The 20,944-nt window shown below is 52.7% G+C and carries 17 protein-coding genes; 12 read left to right on the forward strand and 5 right to left on the reverse strand.

All coding sequences use genetic code 11. The annotated features are described in order from the left end of the window. The 7 genes from JI741_RS08095 to JI741_RS08125 all read left to right on the forward strand — a co-directional run bounded on the left by JI741_RS08095 (position 1) and on the right by JI741_RS08125 (position 8,936). Positions 1 to 678: a response regulator transcription factor gene (locus JI741_RS08095; RefSeq protein WP_202008537.1), complete on the forward strand. Its 678-nt coding sequence runs from the start codon at positions 1 to 3 to the stop codon at positions 676 to 678. Next, positions 675 to 1,946 (forward strand): sensor histidine kinase, encoded by a 1,272-nt coding sequence (locus JI741_RS08100; protein ID WP_202008538.1) that lies wholly within the window; start codon positions 675 to 677, stop codon positions 1,944 to 1,946. The genes JI741_RS08095 and JI741_RS08100 overlap by 4 nt, the downstream gene beginning before the upstream one ends. 97 nt (positions 1,947 to 2,043) lie before the next feature. Continuing rightward, entirely contained in the window at positions 2,044 to 2,412 is a 369-nt protein-coding gene (locus JI741_RS08105) for a DoxX family protein (RefSeq protein WP_202008539.1), read from the forward strand. 118 nt (positions 2,413 to 2,530) lie between these two features. Continuing rightward, on the forward strand, positions 2,531 to 3,637 hold the full coding sequence (locus tag JI741_RS08110; RefSeq protein WP_202008540.1) for a glycoside hydrolase family 43 protein: 1,107 nt from the start codon (positions 2,531 to 2,533) through the stop codon (positions 3,635 to 3,637). A gap of 191 nt (positions 3,638 to 3,828) precedes the next feature. Further along, a complete protein-coding gene (locus JI741_RS08115) occupies positions 3,829 to 5,832 on the forward strand; it encodes an ATP-binding protein (protein WP_202008541.1) in 2,004 nt (667 codons plus the stop codon). Between the two features lie 169 nt (positions 5,833 to 6,001). After that, positions 6,002 to 8,362, forward strand: coding sequence for a TonB-dependent receptor (locus tag JI741_RS08120; protein ID WP_202008542.1), 2,361 nt, complete (start codon positions 6,002 to 6,004; stop codon positions 8,360 to 8,362). Positions 8,363 to 8,531: 169 nt separating this feature from the next. Further along, positions 8,532 to 8,936 carry a response regulator gene (locus JI741_RS08125; protein ID WP_202008543.1) on the forward strand — a complete coding sequence of 135 codons (405 nt, stop codon included), beginning with the start codon at positions 8,532 to 8,534 and terminating at the stop codon, positions 8,934 to 8,936. Between the two features lie 123 nt (positions 8,937 to 9,059). Here JI741_RS08125 and JI741_RS08130 read toward each other — a convergent pair whose 3' ends face one another. The 4 genes from JI741_RS08130 to speB form a co-directional block, all read right to left on the reverse strand. After that, positions 9,060 to 11,072, reverse strand: a complete 2,013-nt coding sequence (locus JI741_RS08130) for an OmpA family protein (protein WP_202008544.1) — start codon at positions 11,070 to 11,072, stop codon at positions 9,060 to 9,062. A gap of 101 nt (positions 11,073 to 11,173) precedes the next feature. Beyond that, the gene (locus JI741_RS08135; protein WP_202008545.1) at positions 11,174 to 12,841 is read right to left on the reverse strand and encodes an N-acyl-D-amino-acid deacylase family protein; all 1,668 of its coding nucleotides are present in this window, start codon (positions 12,839 to 12,841) and stop codon (positions 11,174 to 11,176) included. Between the two features lie 81 nt (positions 12,842 to 12,922). Further along, a complete protein-coding gene (locus JI741_RS08140; RefSeq protein ID WP_202008546.1) occupies positions 12,923 to 13,675 on the reverse strand; it encodes a class I SAM-dependent methyltransferase in 753 nt (250 codons plus the stop codon). 16 nt (positions 13,676 to 13,691) lie between these two features. Further along, positions 13,692 to 14,528, reverse strand: coding sequence for an agmatinase (gene speB / locus JI741_RS08145; protein WP_369411742.1), 837 nt, complete (start codon positions 14,526 to 14,528; stop codon positions 13,692 to 13,694). A 176-nt stretch (positions 14,529 to 14,704) separates the two neighbouring features. Between speB and JI741_RS08150 the strand changes: the two genes are divergently transcribed. Beyond that, the gene (locus JI741_RS08150) at positions 14,705 to 16,162 is read left to right on the forward strand and encodes a flavin monoamine oxidase family protein (RefSeq protein WP_202008548.1); all 1,458 of its coding nucleotides are present in this window, start codon (positions 14,705 to 14,707) and stop codon (positions 16,160 to 16,162) included. Between the two features lie 20 nt (positions 16,163 to 16,182). Next, entirely contained in the window at positions 16,183 to 16,929 is a 747-nt protein-coding gene (locus JI741_RS08155) for a c-type cytochrome (protein ID WP_202008549.1), read from the forward strand. A gap of 698 nt (positions 16,930 to 17,627) precedes the next feature. On the opposite strand, the gene aspS is transcribed toward JI741_RS08155, so the two are convergent. Continuing rightward, positions 17,628 to 19,376 (reverse strand): aspartate--tRNA ligase, encoded by a 1,749-nt coding sequence (gene aspS / locus JI741_RS08160; RefSeq protein WP_202008550.1) that lies wholly within the window; start codon positions 19,374 to 19,376, stop codon positions 17,628 to 17,630. A gap of 56 nt (positions 19,377 to 19,432) precedes the next feature. On the opposite strand from aspS, the gene JI741_RS08165 reads away from it, so the two are divergent. From JI741_RS08165 to JI741_RS08175, 3 genes are all read left to right on the forward strand, one after another. Further along, complete coding sequence (locus JI741_RS08165; protein WP_202008551.1) at positions 19,433 to 20,023, forward strand: hypothetical protein; 591 nt, start codon at positions 19,433 to 19,435, stop codon at positions 20,021 to 20,023. 73 nt (positions 20,024 to 20,096) lie between these two features. Next, a complete protein-coding gene (locus JI741_RS08170; protein ID WP_202008760.1) occupies positions 20,097 to 20,540 on the forward strand; it encodes a nucleoside deaminase in 444 nt (147 codons plus the stop codon). Between the two features lie 47 nt (positions 20,541 to 20,587). Beyond that, a complete protein-coding gene (locus JI741_RS08175) occupies positions 20,588 to 20,929 on the forward strand; it encodes a DUF3127 domain-containing protein (protein WP_202008552.1) in 342 nt (113 codons plus the stop codon). Positions 20,930 to 20,944: the final 15 nt, after the last annotated feature.

Raw genomic sequence — 20,944 nt, forward strand, 5'->3', positions numbered from 1 at the left:
TTGAAAGTCCTGGTTGTAGAAGATGAAGTAGGATTGGCGGAAAGCATTGCGGCGCACCTCACAAAAGACGGGTTCATCACTGAGACCGTCTTTAGCTATGAGGCCGCGGTGGAGAAGATCAACCTCTATACCTACGACTGTGTGGTGGTAGACATCAACCTGCCCGACGGCATCGGCTTCGACATTGTGGAGACGTTAAAAAACCTGAAGGCCTCATCGGGCATCATCATCATATCGGCCCGCAACGCTCTCGAAGACAAAATCAAAAGCCTCGACATCGGCTCCGACGACTACCTGACAAAACCGTTTCACCTGTCGGAACTGAATGCACGGGTGAAATCGCTGTTGCGTCGTCGTCATTTCGGGGGCAGCAACGAAATCGCTTTTCAGGAAATCAAGGTCAACTACATTGCACGAAAAGTTTTTGTGAACAACACCGAAGTGGCCCTCTCCAAAAAAGAATACGATCTGTTGCTCTACTTCATGTCGAACATCGACGTGGCCCTCACCAAATCGGCCATGGCCGAACACCTCTGGGGCGACAACATCGACTCGGCCGATTCGTTCGACATGCTGTATTCGCACATCAAGAACCTGCGGAAAAAATTGACGGATAAAGGAAGTAAGGACTATATTCAATCCATCTATGGCATCGGGTATAAATTTGCAAAAAGTTGAAGCTGTTCGATAGAACCAATTTCTACTACATCGTTTTTTCGGTGGTCATCTACATCCTGGTAGGGGTCTCATTCTATTTGGTGGTGGAACGCGTTATCTATCAGGAAGTGGAAGACCGCCTGAAGGTGGAACGCAGGGACTTCGAGAATTTTATAGGTGTGCACGGCGTGTGGGACGAGAGCTGCTATTTTGTGGAAAACAAGATTGAGCTCACCCCGCTCAACGATACACTCCAGCAATTTGCTGCATTCAAAGACACGTTGCTCTACAATCGCTACAACAACGAATATGTGCCGTTCCGCGAATACAGTTTTGCACGCACGGTGAACGGTGTCCCGCATAAAGTGAGCATCCGCAAGTCGCTCATCGAATCCAAAAAACTGTTGAAGTCCATCACCGGCATCATGATGGTGGTGCTGAGCCTGGGGCTGCTGATCCTGTTCATATTTCAACGCCGCATAGCACGCCGCATCTGGGCACCATTCTATGACACTCTCACGCGCGCCCGGTCGTTTGACCTGAACGAAGGCAAAGGCCTTTCGCTGACGAAAGAACAGATCTTTGAATTTAACGAGCTGAACTCCGTGCTCAACAAAGTGACCGACAAGATCGCCCGCGACTACACCAGCCTGAAAGAATTCACCGAAAATGCTTCACACGAAATTCAGACACCACTAGCCCTCATCAATAGCCGCGTGGAGGAACTTATCCAGCAAAGAAATTTCTCAGACGAACAAATGCGCTGGATCCAGGACATTTATCAATCTGCGTTGCGTCTCTCGAAGCTGCATCAGGCGTTGTTGCTGCTTTCCAAAATCGAGCATGGCCAGTTTTTTGAATCGGAGACTATGGACCTGGGGCGCCTCATCGAACAAAAGCTGGAGGAGTTTGAAGAGATATTCAACCACAAGGCGCTCCGCGTAAGCGTCACGCTAACGGAACCATTCACGGTGCAAATGAGCCCGGTGCTGGCCGACGTGCTCATTACAAATTTGCTCAACAACGCCGTGAAGCACAATGTGCAGGGGGGCGAAATAAACATCGTGGTGTCTGCCGCGGGCGTTGCGCTGAGCAACACGGGGGCGTCGCTCACCACGAACCCCGAGCGTTTGTTTGAACGCTTCAAGAAACAAAATCAGACCTCGGCATCGCTCGGGCTGGGACTGGCCATCGTAAAAAAAATCTGCGACAGCTATCACCTCACCATCAACTATGGGGTCAACCAAAACCTGCATACCTTGCAGCTGGGCAGGAGCCAGGTGTTGTAATGCCGTTCTCTCGTGGCATGCAGGCTTCGTCTTCCGAATGCTTCTGTCGGTTCTGAAAAATTCCTATCTTTCCTATCCAATCTAAATTCTCCGGACCATGGCGAACGCGTTAAAGATTCTGAACACGCTCTTCATTCTCTTCGCTTTGTTTATGGGTGTGAAGCAGGGATGGGCGATGCTTTCCGGTAAGCCCGAAATGGTGGCCATGTTCAGCAAATGGAACTTTGGAAAAACGGGTCTCATGCTTATGGGCATCGTGACTCTGGCCGGTGGTGTGTTGCTGCTGCATCCCAAAACTTTTGTGTGGGGAAACTACCTGACAGCGGCGGGCATTCTGCTCATCATCGCGCTTCACCTGAACGACCAGGATTTGAGAGGCGTGATGGTTGAACTTCCGTTCCTGTTGCTTTCGCTGGTGATACTCTATTTGCAATATCCCTTCCTCAGCTTCTTTCAGCGCGACTGAGCTACATTCTTCTTCTCAAATTTTTTTATGCAACAATCTATGCAACAAAGATTGTTCTTGACATGGTGCGGGCAAAGGCCGTAGATTCGAAATTCAAACAGCAACCCAAACTCTAAACATGCAACAACTCTTTAAACACACTTTACCCGTAATGATGATTGTGGCCCTTGCGGCCAGCGCCTGTCAGCGCAAAGCGGAAACGCAAACCGAAACGGTGGAAGCACCCAAAAAGGATTCCGTGCCCACGTTTCCTACACCCGTGTCGCAGCCGCTCGTGACCGACATCTACACGGCCGATCCGTCGGCGCACGTGTTCGACAACAAAATCTACATCTATCCCTCGCACGACATTGAAGCGGGCATTCCGGAAAACGACAACGGCGACCACTTCGACATGCGCGACTATCACATCCTTAGTCTTGACAGCGTGGGCGGCCCCGTGACCGACAACGGTGTGGCACTCGACATCAAGAACATCCCCTGGGCCGGTCGACAGCTTTGGGCACCCGATGCCGCCTTCAACAAGGGTACGTATTATCTCTACTTTCCCGTCAAGGATAAGGAAGACATCTTCCGCATCGGCGTGGCCACCAGCAAATCGCCTGCGGGACCTTTCACAGCCCAACCGAAACCAATTGCCGGCAGCTTCAGCATAGACCCTTCGGTGTTTGCCGATGCCGACGGAAAATTCTACATGTACTTCGGCGGCATCTGGGGTGGACAACTGCAACGCTGGGTTACCGGAAAGTATGACACCCTGGGCAAGGAGCCCGAAGGCGATGTGCCTGCCATCGGCCCGCGCGTGGCCCGCCTCAGCAAAGACCTGCTGAAGTTTGACGAGCCCGTGAAAGAGATCAAGATCGTAGACAAAGACGGCAAGCCGCTGGCTGCCAAAGACCACGATCGTCGTTTCTTCGAAGCGTCGTGGGTGCATAAGTATAACGGCAAGTATTACTTCTCATATTCCACCGGCGACACGCACAACATTGCCTATGGCATCGGCGACAGCCCCTATGGACCGTTCACGTATCAGGGCGTGATTTTGAAACCCGTAGTCGGGTGGACCAATCACCATTCCATCGTGGAGTTCAAGGGACAATGGTATCTCTTCTATCACGATAGCATCTTGTCGGGAGGCAAAACACATTTGCGTAGTGTGAAGATGACGAAGCTTCAGCACAACGCCGATGGGACCATAGAGACCATCGACGCGTACGTGAAGTAGCCGCAGAGGAACTACCAGGAATGCTTTCACGCTTGCCATTCAAGGCGACGTGAAAGCATTTTTTTTAGCTTGTGTGCGTGAGCCGAACGTTCGGCGACGATTTATCTTGCCCTGGCGTTGTATGTAAGATAAAGGCTAACTTCACCCGAATATCCTCTCGGTTTTTTATCACTTTTGAAAAAAAATTCTCTGTGTACCGCCTCTTAAAAATCTTTCTGTTCACAAACTTCTTGCTCCTGGCCATGTTGCCGGCCATGGCGCAGGGAGAGCAGGAGGCCATGATGTGGTATGAAGGTTTTTTTCAGGGCATGAAGGGCCGCATTGAAAAGCCGCTCGCGGCGCGACAGGCGTTGTTGAAACAGGCCATCGCCGAACAGAACAGGGCGAAGGAAGCCACCTTACTAAAAGAGATAGGCTTGCTCCACCTCACACGCGCCCAGGACTATGAACAGGCCATGGACTATTTCATACGGTCGCTGGCCATTGAAGACTCGTTGAACCTGAAGCTCAACCAGATCTTCAGCTACCTCGCCATCGCGCGCGTGTTCGAGGAAGTGGGAGACTTCAACAAGGCTGAACAGTTTTTAACAAAAGCCCTGGAAAGGAATCGACCGCTGAACAACACGAGGCTGCACGTGATGATTCTCAACACGCTCGGAAGGATTCGCGCGGCACAAGGCAAACGCGATGAAGCGTTGCGTGACTATGAGGAGGTGCTGCAATTCAAGAACGAAGTAGACGATCCCAAAGCCGAAGCGCAAGCGTTGTTCAACATGGCGCACCTCTACACGCAGGAAACAAAATACACCGAAGCCCTGGCCAAACACAAAGAGTCGCTCGTCATCAGCCGCTCCATTCACGACCGCCAAACAGAAGCACAATCGTTGCGCGACATCGGCGAGTTGTATCGGCTCATGAAGAACGACACAAAAGCGCTGGCCAACCATGTGGCCGCGTTGGAAGTGCGCCAGGCCTTGAAAGACAAGAAGGGAATCGCCGAATCGTATAACCATGTGGGGGCGATGTATTATCAGCAGAAAAATTATCAGCGCGCTGTCGCTAACCTGCAACTGGCCTTGGCATCGGCCCGCGATGCGCAAGACCAACCTCAGATTCTGAAAAGCTATGAATACCTCAGTGCTTCATATAAGGAACTAGACGACTATAAGAAAGCGTGGGAGTATAAAGACCAGCAACAATTGTTGCACGAGTTTATCGAGAACGACCGGAACGAACATCAGCTGCTGGAACGGCAGAATCGCTACGAGATCGAGAAACAAGAATCGCGCATCGATCAGCTCGAAGTGCTGAAGGTGCAGCGGGAGAAAGAATTTCAAACCCAGAAGAAGCTGAGAAACTTTCTCTTCCTGCTGGTGGGCCTTAGTGTGGTGGTGGCGGCGTTGGTGCTTTATCTGTATCTGGTGAAACGTCGTTCCAACAAGGTGCTGGAAGCTGCGCATGTGATGATGCATCAGCAAAATCAAAAACTGCAGGAGCTGAATGCCACCAAGGATAAATTCTTCTCCATCATCAGTCACGATTTGAAGGGGCCGTTGAATTCGCTCACGTCGTTTTCGGGACTTCTCTTAAATCATACCGACAGTCTCAGCAAAGAAGAAATTCAAATGCTGGCGCAGGATCTCGATAAGTCTGTCAAGAACCTTTTTGCGTTGTTGGAAAATCTGCTGGAGTGGTCGCGTTCACAAACCGGCAACATCGAATTCAAACCCGAGCCGTTCGATCTGGGTGCCGTGGTGGAAGAGAACCGCGCGTTGTTGAAAGCACAGGCGCAAGCCAAACACATTACGCTGGTGAACGACAGCGCTGGAACATGGCCCGTGCATGCCCATAAAAATTCCATCAACACCGTGGTGCGAAACCTCATTTCGAACGCGATAAAATTTACACCGGACGGCGGACAGATTACCGCGCACCTGAAACGCGACAACGGACAAGTGGTGGTGTCTATCGCCGACAACGGCGTGGGCATGAGTGCGGAGGTGATGCAAAAACTTTTCCGCATCGAAGCCAAACATTCCACCAAGGGAACGGCCGACGAAAAGGGCACGGGCCTGGGGTTGATTCTCTGCCGGGAGTTCGTTGAAAAGAACGGTGGCAAGATCTGGGTAGAGAGCGAAGAGGGGAAAGGTTCTGTGTTTTCCTTTAGCGTGCCCCCCGAAAAGGGTTCCTGGTAACGTCTTCGCCTGCAAATCTGTCGGGCAGTTTTCACAGGCGGTGCCTGAAAAGTCAAAAATCTTCAATAAATTTCGCCCCGCTTACAAGTCGGGCAGTTCCTGAAAATCAGCGAACTGACGTGTGGAAAGGCTTTTTAGAAATCATTACTTACTTTTTTTATTTTTTCTCATGACAAGATTTAGTCTCTTATGGTTGCCCCTCATGATCTGTGCGACGGCATGGGGCCAGAATGCTGCGCTGACAGGCAAAGTGACCGGACCCAACCAGGAAGCGCTTCCGGGCGTTTCGATTCATGTGCTCAACACCAACGCGGGCGCGTCTACAGATGCGAACGGTGAGTTTTCCATTGCTGATGTTCCCCATGGCAAGTATACTGTGCAGGTTTCGGCTGTGGGCTACGCCACCCAAAACCAGGATGTGATTGTGGGCAGCGAAAATGCCGCGTCGCTCACCGTTTCCCTGCAGGAATCCTCAACCCAACTTGACGCTGTGGTGGTGACGGCCGAAAAACAAGAACAAAATTTGCAGAAGGTGCCCTTCACCGTCAACGCCATCTCGGCGCGTCAGGTGGAGCAATATCGTTTGTGGAACAGCAAAGACATCACGGCCATTGTGCCCAACCTGTATTCTACCAACCCGGGCGACAATCGCAACGTGACGTCCATCCGCGGCGTGACGTCAACATCCTACGATCCGGCAGTGGCCACCTATATCGATGGTGTGAACCAGTTCAGCCTCGACACCTACATGGCACAGCTGTTTGATGTGGAACGCATTGAAGTGCTGAGCGGACCACAAGGAACATTGTATGGACGCAACGCCATGGGCGGTGTCATCAACATCATTACCAAGAAGCCCACCAACACGGTGAGTGGTTTTGGGGAAGTGAACGTGGGCAACTATGGCCAGCAGCGTTATGCATTTGGCGTGCGCACACCACTGGTGAAGAACAAACTTTACTTTGGCGCCACGGCTGTCTATGATCGCATGAACGGTTTCTACAAAAACGATTTCGATCAAAACGACTTTGATAAAAAACACAGCCTGTCGGGCAACTACTACCTGCGCTACAATGTGTCGAACGCCTGGTCGATCACACTCAATGCAAAGCATTCGGCCAACCGTAACAACGGAACCTTCCCGCTGGCGGGCAGCAAAGATGAAGCCTTTGATAACCCTTTCCGCGTGAATCAAAACGCTGTGACGCAATTGGTGGATAATATCTTCAACAGCTCGCTGGTGGCAAACTATGCCGGACGCGGGTTGAACTTCTCGTCGCAAACTTCCTATCAATCCAACTACCGCTACTACAAAGATCCGATCGATGGTGACTTTTCTCCCCTCGATATCGTGAGCATCAAAAACAACTACGGTAGCCAATGGAACAACGTGAAAGTGTGGACGCAGGAATTTAAATTCTCGTCGCCTGCCACGGCATCGGATTTCAAATGGACAGCGGGCACTTACATGTTCCACCAGAACAACCCGGTGAAGCAGGCAACGCGCTATGGTGAAGATGCCGCTCTTTTCGGAATTCCCGACGAACTGAAAAACTCCTCGAGCATCATTACCAGCACGGGCAAAAGCACGGGCATTGCGTTCTACGGTCAGGCTACCTACAGCTTCTTCGAGAAACTTGATTTCACACTGGGCTTGCGCTATGACTATGAGCACAAAAAGCAAAGTGTGATGGGCGAGTTCCAAATGGACCCCAATCCGGATCCCATCATGGTGACGCAATCCGACACCACGGGCACGGTGAACTATCACGCCTTCTCACCCAAAGCCAGCGTGGCCTACCACCTCACCGACAACAACACGGTTTATGGAACCTATAGCCGCGGCTATCGCGCCGGTGGCCTCACGCAATTGTCGTCCGATCCTTCACAGCCTCCGTTGTTTGCGTACAATCCCGAATACAGCAACAACCTCGAAGTAGGATTTAAGAACCTGTTTTTTGAAAACCGACTTCAGGTGAATGTTTCGGCATTCTACGTTCGCATCACCGACGCACAGGTGCCGACCCTTATCTTGCCCGATGCCATCACCGTGACCCGCAACGCCGGAACGCTGACCAGCCAGGGCATTGACCTCAACGTGTCGACTACACCGCTGAAGGGCCTGCAAATAGACTGCAACCTGGGTCTGAACGACGCCAAATACAAAACCCTGAAGCTCGCGCAAAACGGAGAAGAAGTGAACCTGAACGGCAATCATCAGATCTTCACGCCAAGCATGACCTCGATGACAGCCGCACAATACACATTGGGCATCGGCGCCGTGAAAGTTTTGGTCCGTGGCGAATGGATGGCGCTGGGTAAGCAATATTTTGACCTTGGCAACACCGTCGAACAAAAGGCCTACAATGTGCTCAACGCCCGCGTGGGTGCGTCGTACCATGGGTTCGACGTCATGCTGTGGGGACGCAACCTGGGGGATACAAAATATATCGCCTATGCTTATGATTTTGGTGCCACCCACCTGGGCGACCCCCGGAATTATGGCGTGACACTGCGCAAAACATTCTAAGAAATCGGGAAACCGCACCGTCGTCGCAGGACTGGGATGGACGGTGCGGGTTTCGCGCGGGGGGAGGCGGCTGGAATGTAAACTTTATAGCGACAGTTCAGTTACAATGCCGGAATGATTTGTATTTATGTGGTCACGATGAAAGTTATGAACCGAACCAGACCTCTGCATGTCCTCCAAAATCGCTAATCTTTGGATTATCGACGACGATCCCATGTCGTCGTTCTACATCAAGCGCCTCGCGGAGCTGGGGGAGTTGGCCCACATCATCACCATCTACAACAGCGCCCAGGGGGCCATCGACTACCTCCTTCATCACAAGAACTCAGTCGAACATCTTCCCAATGTTATTCTCCTCGACATCTACATGCCCGAAGTGGACGGCTGGGGTTTCCTGGAAGCCTTAAAGAAAATAGAATCACAGCTCACCAAGCAGCCCGAAATCTATATCATCAGTTCGTCCAATCACCCCAAAGACCTTAGCAAAGCCGGCACCTTCCCGGAAGTACGCGCCTATTTTCAAAAGCCTGTGACGCTGGAAATATTGAAGCAGCAGGTGCGGGCGTTGCAGTAGAAATTTCTCGGTGCGCTGTTAATTTCCCTCTAAGAAATGATGTTATGTTCATCCTGCGAACGCAGAGTGAAGGAATATTGTTTTTGAAAATCGCCAGGTGGAACCCTGGCGATTTATGTTTTCTTACTTGATAATTTCTATCTCTGTTCTCCGGTTGATCTCGCGGCCGCCTTGTTCGTCGTCGTTCGAAACGATGGGGCGTTCGGAGCCGTAGCCTTTGGCCGATACGCGGCTGGCGTCAATGCCGTGGCTGGCGAGGTAGGTCACCACCGACGAGGCGCGTTTCAGCGACAGCGCTTTGTTGGAGGCAGCGTTGCCACTGTTGTCGGTGTGGCCGTTGATCTGCACCTTCAGGTTCGGGTTGGTGATCATGAGCTCGCGGATGTTTTCCACTTCGGCCACCGACTCGGTTTTCAGGTCGGATTTGCCAATGTCGAAGAAGATGTTTTTCAAAACCACTTTCGAACCCACTTCGGCTTTCACCATGATGATGTGAGTGTCAATTTCCTGGTACTCGGCAAACTCGGGCAACGCGAAGTTGATGGAGTTGAAGAGGTAGCCCGATTTTTCAGTAGCCACCCCGTAGTTGCCCCCGTGTGGAATGACCAGCTCAAACTCGCCCGTGAGGGGATTGGTGTTGATTTTTGTGATCACCTTGTTGGTCGTGTTGTCCACCAGCGAGATGACGGCGCCGAGGGGAGAGGCGTTACTTTCGTCAATTACTTTACCCTTCAACAGCGTCACCACCTTTTGGGCTTTCTTGGCGGCGATGGACGGATCGATAAATTCTTCGCTCTTTGGAATTTCGGTCTTTGCCGCTTTCTCTTCGGCGGCGGCTTTCTCTGCTGCAGCTACTACGGCAGGTTTAGGCTTGGGTTTGTATTTGGGGTCGAGAAACTTAATGGAGTAGATATCCGCGTCGCCCAGTCCGCCTTCTTTGGCGGTGGAGAAATAGCCCTGCTTTTTGTCGGGCGACAGGGTGAAGAATCCATCATACTCCCACGAGTTCAACGGGTAGCCCATGTTTTCGGGCTTCTTCCATTTGCCATTCACAAACTCCGCCATAAAGATGTCGCTGTTGCCGAGGCGCGGGTGGCCATCAGACGAGAAATACAACGTCACGCCGTCGTGATGGATGAAGGGTGAGTCTTCGTTTTCGGGTGTGTTGATGATGGGACCGAGGTTCACGGCTTTGCCCCATTGGCCACGGCCGTCCAACTCGCTCACATATAGATCCAGTTCGCCGATGCCGCCGGGGCGGTTGCTGGCGAAGTATAATTTTTTGCCATCGGCCGTCACGCTGGCGCAGGTTTCCCAGAACATGCCGGTGTTGATGTTCTTGTTCAGGGGTTCGGGCTTCGACCATTCGTCGCCCGTGCGTGTAGAGGTATAGATGTCGCCTTCACCTTCTTCGAGGTAGAGAAACAAGGTTTTTCCATCAGGCGAAAGCGAAGCGGCGGCGTCGTTGTATTTGATGTTGACGTTGGGGCTGATGAGCTTGGGCGCCGACCAGTCGCTGCCTTGCTTATAGGTCACATAGATGTCTTCAAAGTTCTGTCCGGCTTTGGCTCGTGCCGGGTCGTCGGTGCGGTTGGAGGTGAAGATAAGCGTGTTGCCGTCGGCCGAAATGATTGGGGAGTAGTCGCTGAAGGGCGTGTTCACGACCGGCCCCAGGTTTTGGATGATCACGTTCAGTTCGTTTTGCGAGAGCGAGTCGGCAATGTGACACTCGGCAATTTTCTCGTCTACGATGCTCGACAGGTTGGCTTTCTTTTTCTTGAACCGTTCGAAGTGTTCGATGGCCTTCTGGAAATCGTTGGTGTTTTGAAACGCAATGCCCAAATGATAGTCGATGTCGGGATTCACCGCGGGGTTCAGACGGTAGGCCTTGTCGATGTACGACGCGGCTTTCGACTTGGTTTCGGAATAGAGATAGGAGAGGCCGATCTTGAAATTGAGCGAGGCGTCGTCGGGATTAATTTCCTGCGCGGCCAGAAACGAGGCGAGTGCATTCTTATAATCTTTCTTTCCGTAGTATTTGTCGCCGGCCGCAATGAGGGCCTTTTGATCTTGCGCATACGTTGCACTGCCCAACAGCAATACAAGCACGATGAAAACGTATTTTCCCCTACACATGGATAGGTCAGGTTTATGAGTTAAAAAATCACTTCTAATATCGAAAAGATAACGGCCGCAAAAAAGCCACCCGTCCATCCCAATCCTGCACAGCCGTGCCATTACTTCAGTTTTTTCGCGCCGGGTTTTGGTTTCACCCATCCCGGTCCATGCACCACCACACCGGGTCTTGCTCCCGTATGCTCGCCGTTGCGCAGCACCTGCACGCCGTTCACAAACACATGTTGCACGCCGGTGGCATACTGTTTCGGTGATTCAAATGTGGCGTGGTCGGCAATGGTGCGGGCGTCGAACACTGCAAGGTCGGCATAATAACCCGGCTTCAGGCTGCCACGCTTTTGTATTTTGAGATTGGCGGCTGGCAACGCCGTTAACCTGCGGATGGCCTCCGGCAACGGCACTATTTTTTCGTCGCGCACATATTTTCCCAGGAAACGCGCAAACGTGCCATAGGCCCGGGGATGCGTGCCCCAATCTTTAAAGTCTTTTGCTTCCGACATAGACGCGGCGTCGGAGCCAAAGCTCACATACGGCAGCGTGAGCATACGCTTCACGTTGGCTTCGGAGATGAGGAAGTAGACCGCGGCAATGGTCGACTTGTCGCGTACCACCAGGTCGATCACCGTTTCGTCGGCGTCTTTTCCGTGATGGCGGGCCACTTCGTCGAGGCGTTTGCCCAGGTATAGTTTGTTCAGTGAATCCAGGCGAAAGCCCAGCATCATCACGTCTTTGGGATCGGAATTTTTGGTGGGGATGCCACGGCGCATTTCGTCCAGTACCCTGGCGCGTGTGGCCGGATTTTTCAGTCGCTTGCGCATCGCGGCCGCGCCGCCTTCCTGCACCCAGGTGGGCAGTCGGGCCGTGAGGCCTGTGGCGCTGGCGGTGTAGGTATACATGTTGGCCGTGATCTTCAGGCCGGCCTTGCGCGCGCTGTCCAGTTTGGCGATCACGGTTTCCACTTTGTTCCAGTTGCGTTCGTGATTGATTTTGAGGTGATAGATCTCTGCGGGAATGTGCGCTTCTTTCGAGATGCGAAAGGTTTCATTCATGGCCGACAGAATGTTGTCGCTTTCGCTGCGCATGTGAGTAATGTACATGCCGCCGTATTGCCCGGCCACTTCGGCCAGGGCGATAAGTTCTTCGGTGGAAGCATAGTCGGCCGGCGCGTAGATGAGCGACGAGCCAAGGCCCATGGCGCCTTCTTCCATGGCTTGCTTCACCAGGGCTTTCATACGCTTCAGTTCTTCGGCCGTGGGAGGGCGGTTGTCGTGGCCCACTTCATGGATGCGTATGGACGTGGCCCCCACAAACGACGCAACGTTCGGGCTGATGCCTTTCTTCTGCACATAGTTGAAATAGCCACCCAACGTGGTCCACAAACTGTCGACGGGTTTGGCGGTGGCCTTTCGCTTCACGGGACCGGCAGACCAGCCTTCGCCAAACACTTCCAGTGTCACACCTTGTTTGATGTCGCTCATAGAGCTGCCGTCCATCAGGAGGCTGCGGTCGGCCCAGCTCAGCATGTTGATGAAGCCCGGCGCAACGGCCAGACCGGTGGCGTCAATTTCTTTTTTGCCCATGGCATTGTCGAGGTTGCCGATCACGGCAATGGTGTCGGCTTGCAGGGCGATGTCGGCCGTGAACGGTGCGCCGCCGGAGCCGTCATAGACTGTTCCGTGGCGGATGATGACATCATATTCCTGTTTGGGCCTGGGCCGGCACGCTATAATGATCCAGAAGGCAACACCCAACACGAGACAATACCGCATGATGAAAAAATATGAATGGGCATGTTAGCCACGTTTCGGCACAAATGAAAGAACATGTAAGGTTCTCCATGAATACGCGGTTTATGCCCGCGCACCGGCGTTGGAAATTTTTCCCGCCAGCATAAAAACCGGAAACTTCACCAGGTGTTCACCCTGGCCCCACAGGGGCGCAAGCCGTTCGATGAAGGCGGGCACGGGATCATAGCCTTTGTCTTTGATGAATTTCTGCGTGGCCGACCAACTGGAGAAATAACCCGACAGGTGTTCAAGCGTCCATGTTACTTCGATGTTGAGCGGGGGTGCAGCGATGCGTTCGAAGGGGAAAGGGAGTGTGGCGTATTGATTTTCTACCAGCCTGCGCGCATGATCCCAATAGGGCCCCACGGTGTTTTCATAAAAGTCGGTGATGGCTTCGTCGATGCCGGGCGCGATGTAGAGCAATGCATATCCCCAGATGGCCAGCAAGGCACCGGGCTTTCCCACGCGATTTGCTTCCGCATAAAAACGATCGAGGTCAAACCAGTGCAACGCTTGTCCCACCGTGATGAGGTCGAACTGATGTGGGGCGAAAGTGGTTTGCTCGGCCGCGCTGATGGCGTAGACAATGTTGTGGGCCGGCGCCGCATGATCGAGTTGCTGTTGGCTGATGTCGGTGGCACACACGCGTTCAAAATGCGTTGCCAGCACCTGCGCCACTTGCCCGTTTCCGGTGGCACAATCCCACGCGGCTCCTTTTTCTTTCACGTGCTGGAGAATGAACGTATACAACGCTTCGGGATAGACCGGGCGGAAGGCGGCGTATTGTTTCGCTTGCGTGGAGAAGAGGTCTTTCATTATTTTTTTTAGAAGATTATACGGATGTCGCCGGCAAAAGCTTCACCAGAATCTCTTTAAAAAACTTGGCCGCCACCATGGCCGTCATGCCGTTGATGTCGCGGGTGGGGTTCAGTTCCACGATGTCGGCGCCCACGATGTTGGCTTGCAGGTTTTGGATGATCGACAACACCTGCCGCGTAGAAAATCCTCCGGGTTCGTGGTGCGAAACACCGGGCACAAAGGCCGGGTCCAGTGCGTCGAGGTCGAGTGAAATGTAGAGCGGGCCGTCGAACGAAAAGGTTGTGCCGTCTTTCCAGTCTTTCATCTCGATGGCTTCCACACCAAACCGTTTGGCTTGTTCGCGTTGATGCGGATTGTAGGTGCGAATGCCGACTTGCACCAGCCGCTTGATCAACCCTTCTTCGAGGATGCGTGCAAAGGGACAGGCATGCGAATGGCGGTTGCCTTCGAAGTTGTCGTAGAGATCGCCGTGCGCATCGAGGTGCAGGATGTTGAGGTTGGTATATTTTCGGGCAAAGGCTTTGATGATGGGGTAGGTGATGGAGTGGTCGCCACCCAGGCTCAGCACGTGTTGTTTCCGGTCGACCTGTGCAAAAACGTTTTCTTCAATTTCGCGAAACGCTTCGGGCATGGACGAGAGGGTGAGGTCGCCGAGGTCATTCCAATGCAGGTTTTGGTTGAGGTCTACGCCGCTTTCGGTGCAATAGTTTGCCGAGTCCGAGCGATAGGCTTCGCGGATTTTTTGTGGCGCCTGCGCGGCACCCCGGAGAAAAGAAGAATTGACGTCGAGCGGAATGCCAAGAATAGAAACCATGGGGTGTGATTTTGGAGGTTTAAAGAATGTAAAAATAGACGATTGTGCTCTTTTTTACGTGCGGGAGATGAAAAGGGTATGAAATGAAAAAAAGACGGTGCTTGTCTTCGAAGGCTTTTCCTTTGGTGTAATTACCTTATAAAATCTTTTTTTTACGGGATGAAACACAGATATTTAAATGACCCCGCAGCCCATCCTAACCCTATAACACCATGAGCACTTTCAAACGCAGAGATTTTATCAAGAGCAGCGTAATGGCCGGCGTGAGCGCCTCCATGCTCGACACCACACCCTGGGAAAAGCACACCGCGTCCGACACGGTGAAGATCACTCCGTCGGCGTCGCCCAAGAAAGTGATTGTGGGCGGAGCAGGACTGGCTGGCTTGTGCACGGCCTACGAACTGGTGCGTCGCGGCCACGAGGTGGTGGTGATGGAAGCGGCGGGCCGGCACGGCGGGCACGTGTTCACGGTACTCGATGGTTTGTCAGACGGTCTCTATGGCGACTTCGGCATGGAACACATCTGCAAGCCCGGCTATGATAAATACTGGGGCTACATCCAGGAGTTCGGCCTCACGGCATTGCCCTATCCCCGACGCAAAAACCTGGTGCGAAGAATCGATGAGAAATTCTACACAGAAGAAATGCTGCGCGATGCGGCCGTGCTGAAAAAGTTTGGCTTCAACGAGCGCGAAGTGAAATACCTGTCACAAAATCCGTGGTGGGATTTGGAGTCGCTCTATACCAAACCCTATCTCGATAAATTCAAAGATGAATATCAACCGTTTGGTGTTGGCTACGACCACTTCGACACCGTGCCCATGGCCGATCTCTACAAAAAAGATGGTGCGTCCGAAACGGCTTTGCGTTTCCTCGGTGGCACAAGTTATTCGGCGCAGTTCGAACTGTGGCGCGCGGGCATTTTGCATTTGCGCGGCGTCCCTCTTGCGCCCCCGGAAGTTTTCCGGCTGAAGGGTGGCAACCAGATGTTGCCGAATGCATTTGCGAAACGACTCGGCACCCGCGTGTGGCTCAACTGCCCCATTCTTTCTATCAAGCATGGCAACACGGGTGTGACCGTGAAGTACAAACAGTTTAATGAAGAAAAAGAAATGCAGGCCGACTACTACGTGAATTGCATTCCGCTGCCCGCATTCAAAAACATCCCCGTGTCACCACCATTCCCTCCCGAGAAACAATACGTGCTCGACAACGTGACATACGATTCCTACCAGCGTTTTGTGTTTCAGGCATCATCCAAATTTTGGGAGGAAGACAACCTCACCATCAACATGGACCTCAACCTTCCCGACCTGGAGCAGGTGTGGCAATCGGCCGAAGAAGTAGATACGCATCGCGTCATCGTGTTGGGCACTGGTCCCGGTGGTGTGTCGCCACAGCGCGCACTGGCCGCATTCCGTTCAGTATATCCCGGCAAGCGCGACACCATCGAATATGTGACCAGTCGTGACTGGACAAAAGAAACTTATGCGTCCACCTGCGAGCGCCTGCCGTTTGCCATTGGCACGCTGCGCAAATTCTGGCCCGAGGTGATGAAACCCCACGGCCGTATTCACTTTGCCGGCGCCTATGCCGACAACCTCAACTGGGGCACCGAGGCGGCTACACGCACCGGAAACCGCGTAGCCGAAGCCATAGACAAAGCCTGATGTTGACAGGGAAAATGAACATGTTCCGCAAGCTTTTGATCGGAGGCATGACGTTGTCGTTGGCAGTTGTTGTATATCTGGTGATGACGTCGTTTCAGGCACGACCTGTGGTAAATGCCACTCCCTTAGTGAAGATCGTTGTACCTGCCCGTGGCACAACGGTTTCGTGGAACACGCTCGTCTCTTATAAAATCAGCGTCGACGACAAGGAAGACGGCAACTCCGCCTATGATGAGATTGCGCCTCACGAAGTGTTGCTGCAGGTGTTCTATGTAGCCGACTCGTCGACCCTGAGTGTTCACGTGAACGAAAAAGCAAATGCGGCTCCCGAACCGCAGGGTTTGTTGTCGATTACCACACTGCCGTGCTTTAATTGTCATACGGCTAACGCTAAGCTTATTGGACCATCGTTTGATCGCATTGCAGCCAGGTATCCACACACGTCTTCGACGGAGGATGCGTTGGTCAACAAAATAATGAAGGGTTCACTCGGCACATGGGGAGAAATTCCCATGCCTCCCAATCCGGATGTCGATCCGGCAACAGCCAAAGAAATTGTTCGCTGGATTTTGAAAGGCAACAGAAACCCCGATCATTTTTTTCTTGCCGGGTTGGAAGGGAGTTTTAGAACAAAACTTAAAATGAAGGGGGATACAGGAAAGGGTGTTTATGTTTTAAGGGCAAGTTATACTGATCATGGGGCAACGGACGGGTCAGTTGATCGGCGGCGTGGACAGTGTAGTGTTGTTTTGAAGTTGGAGAAGTGATATAGGCAGTGGCGTTGAGCGCTTGGAATGATAGGGAATATTTTCTTTTAGGTCATCGTGTATTTCATAGCCCCGCTCCCGGGCCGCGGGGGCCCCGCATGTTCCCATCAGGGCTATGCCCTACCCGCGCATGCCATGACCAGGCCAAAGGTAGGCCAAGGCCCTGATGGGAACATGCTGGAGGTGGTGCGGGTGTGTTGTGCGGGAGGTGTGTGAGTGGGCGCCTGAGTGTGATTCGTTTTCTTGTTTTTTTTCCTTCTTCTTTTTGTTCTTTCTTTCTTCTCTTTCTGACTTGCGGTGTTGAGCGAGTATTCGTTTTTCTTTTTTGGAGTGATAAATATTCAAAGAGGAAGAGATGATGCGACAAAAATTCAATACATGTCCAAATCGTCAATTCTTAATAACAGTGCATCACACTCAAGTCTCGCTCACACACTTCCTTCCAGCATGTCCCCTCTGAGGCCTAAGCGGACTTTGGCCTGGTCATGGCATGCGCGGGTACGGTTAAGCCTCAGAGGGGACATGCGGGGCCCCCGCGGCCCGGGAGCGGGGCTATGAAATGTGAGATGACCTATAAAAACAACTTATACTATCATCCCAACCCTTCGACAACACCATTTCTAAAAACGTAAGGACAAAAAAATACCTCCGCATCATCTTTCGACAACACGAAGGCATAAGAAACTAATCTTTAAAAACTACTTCTTCGTTATCAACGCAAGCTCCTTCAATTGCTCATCCGAGATCGTTGAAGGTGTATCAATCATCACATCGCGGCCCGCGTTATTTTTCGGGAAGGCGATGAAGTCGCGGATAGAATCGGCGCCACCAAAAATAGAACAGAGGCGGTCGAAGCCAAAGGCGATGCCGCCGTGTGGAGGTGCGCCAAACTCAAATGCTTCCATGAGGAAGCCAAACTGTTTCTTGGCTTCTTCTTCGCTGAAGCCTAAATGGCTGAACATCATTTGTTGCGTGGCGCGATCGTGTATACGAATCGATCCGCCGCCCACTTCTGTTCCGTTGATCACCATGTCGTAGGCATTTGCGCGCACATCGCCGGGGGCGGTGTCCAGCAGCTTGATGTCTTCCGGCTTGGGCGACGTGAACGGATGGTGCATGGCGTGATAACGCTTGGCTTCTTCGTTCCACTCGAGCAACGGGAAGTCCATTACCCAGAGTGCCGAAAATTTTTGCTTGTCGCGCAGGCCAAGTTTGTCGCCCATCAGCAAACGAAGTTCGTTCAGTTGTTTGCGGGTGGTGAACGTTTCGCCGGCCATGATCAGCAGGAGGTCGCCAGGCTTTGCGTTGAACTTTGCCGTCCATGCCCCCAGTTCTTCGGGCGTATAAAATTTATCGACCGACGACTTGATGGTGCCATCGGTTCTGTATTGCACATACACCAATCCTTTAGCGCCCACCTGCGGGCGTTTCACAAATTCGGTGAGCTCGTCAATTTGTTTGCGTGTATATTCTGAACAGCCCGTGGCGTTGATGCCCACTACCAGTTCAGCACTTTCGAACACCGGGAAGTTTTTGCCTTTTGTGAGCTCCGTTATTTCTACGAACTCCATGCCGAAGCGTGTGTCGGGTTTGTCGGAACCATAGCGTTGCATAGCCTCGTCGTATTTCATCCGGGGCACAGACGGAAGTTCGATGCCTTTCACGTTCTTGAAGAGGTGACGCACCAGTCCTTCGAACATGTTGAGAATGTCTTCCTGTGTGATGAACGCCATCTCGCAGTCGATCTGTGTGAATTCCGGCTGGCGGTCGGCACGCAGATCTTCGTCGCGAAAACATTTCACAATTTGATAATAGCGGTCAAAGCCCGACACCATCAGCAATTGCTTGAAGGTTTGGGGCGACTGTGGCAAGGCATAGAACTCGCCGTGGTGAACGCGCGAGGGCACGACAAAGTCGCGGGCGCCTTCGGGTGTAGACTTGATGAGCACGGGTGTTTCCACCTCGATAAAGTTCTGGGCGTCGAGATAGGTGCGGGTCTGCTGTGCCATCTTGTGGCGCAGTTGCAAGCTTTCGCGCACGGGGTTACGACGCAAGTCGAGGTAGCGGTATTTCATGCGCAGCTCGTCGCCGCCGTCGGTGTCGTCTTCGATGGTGAAGGGGGGAAGTTTGGCGGCGTTCAGCACGGTGATGGCCGTCACTTTCAGTTCGATGTCGCCCGTAGCGATCTTGTCGTTTTTGGAAAGTCGCTCGGTCACAACACCTTCCACCTGCACCACAAACTCGCGTCCGAGGGTGCGTCCTTTGGCCACCAGTTCGGCGGGCGATTTTCCTTCTTCAAAGATCAATTGCGTGATACCATAGCGGTCGCGGAGGTCGATCCACAAAACACTGCCTTTGTCGCGGGTGCGCTGCACCCAGCCCGCCAGCGTAACGTGTTTATTTGCGTCTGATAACCTCAATTCGCCGCAAGTATGAGTCCGTAACATCTGAGTTTTAATTAATTTAGCCGCGAATTTAACAATACTTTGTGTCTGCGCCTTATATGCTAAAAATTAAAAGTGGTGTTCTCCTGCGGCTTTCCCTGGTAGTTTTTGTCGCTTTTGTCGCGGTGGCGGCCGTCAAGCCCAAGCTCATGAAAGTGAAGGTGAACGACGCCATCACGGTTTCTGTGCCCAACGAATGGCGCCCCATGGACGATATGGATTTCAACGAGCGTTATCCTTCCATACGTGCCCCGTTGGCCGCCTACACCAACAACGAACGCGAGGTGGACTTCAGCGTGAACATCTCGGCCACCCAATGGCCCGATGCCGACCTGCCCCTGGCGCAAAAATTCTTCCGCGCGGGCGTCATGAACATGTTCGACCGGGTGGAGATGATCGAGGAAGGCATTCACGAGGTGGGCGGAAAGAAATTTATCTTCTTCGAGTTCGACTCGCGCATCAACGGCAGCAAAAAGCAAGAGGGCCTCAAAGACCCCGTAATGCGCTATACCTACATTCAATACCTGCTTTTGCCGGGACAAACCCTGGTATTCTCGTTCAACTGCCCCAAGCGCCTCAAAGCCGATTGGCAGGAAACGGCCCGGCTCATGATGACCAGCATCAAAATAAAGGCGGCCGCAAAAAAATAGGCGCGTCTGGCCAAAGAAAGTGGAGGGTGCCGTGCTTGTCATTCTCCGCAGGGCGGTTAGTTTTGTGGCGCCTATGGAGCTGTATACCGACGAGTACTTTATGCGCGAAGCGTTGAAGGAGGCCGACAAAGCCCTCGCCATCAGCGAAGTGCCCGTGGGCGCGGTGGTGGTGTGCAAGAACCGCATTATTGCGCGGGCCCACAACCAAACCGAGAAGCTCACCGACGCCACCGCCCACGCCGAAATGCTGGCTGTGACCGCCGCGGCAAACTACCTCGGTTCCAAGTATCTTAGCGAATGTACACTCTACGTCACGCTGGAACCGTGCGTGATGTGTGCCGGAGCCTTAGCCTGGGTGCAATTGCAGAAACTGGTCTATGGCGCATCTGATGTGCAGCGCGGCTTCAGCCTGGTGTCAACCCCGTTGCTGCATCCGCGCACCACAACGGTGAAAGGCATCAAAGCCGACGAGTGTAAAAAATTGATCGACACGTTCTTTGCCCGCATACGCAAGTAGGACCGGGGAGGACAGAAGAATTTATAAAAACAGAAAAACGACAAAACATGGAAGTAAAAGGAAGAGTAGTTCAATTGCTGCAAATGCAAACCGGCATGGGCAAAAAAGGCCCTTGGAAAAAACAGGAGTTCATCATGGAAACCCCGGGCCAGTATCCCAAGAAGATTTGTATGTCTATCTGGGGCGACAAGGTGGACCAATTCAACCTGGCCGTAGGCGAACTGATCAGTGTTACCGTTGACCTTGAGAGCCGCGAATACAACGGCCGCTGGTACACCGAAGCCCGCGCCTGGAAGATCGAAAAGACCAGCGGAGGCAACACCCCGCCGCCATCGGACGAAGAACCTTTCATGGCACCTAACTCGGCCACCGACGATCTGCCGTTCTAGGACGCATTCTCAGAA

It is taken from the genome of Chryseolinea lacunae, assembly GCF_016735595.1.
GTDB lineage: Bacteria > Bacteroidota > Bacteroidia > Cytophagales > Cyclobacteriaceae > Chryseolinea > Chryseolinea lacunae.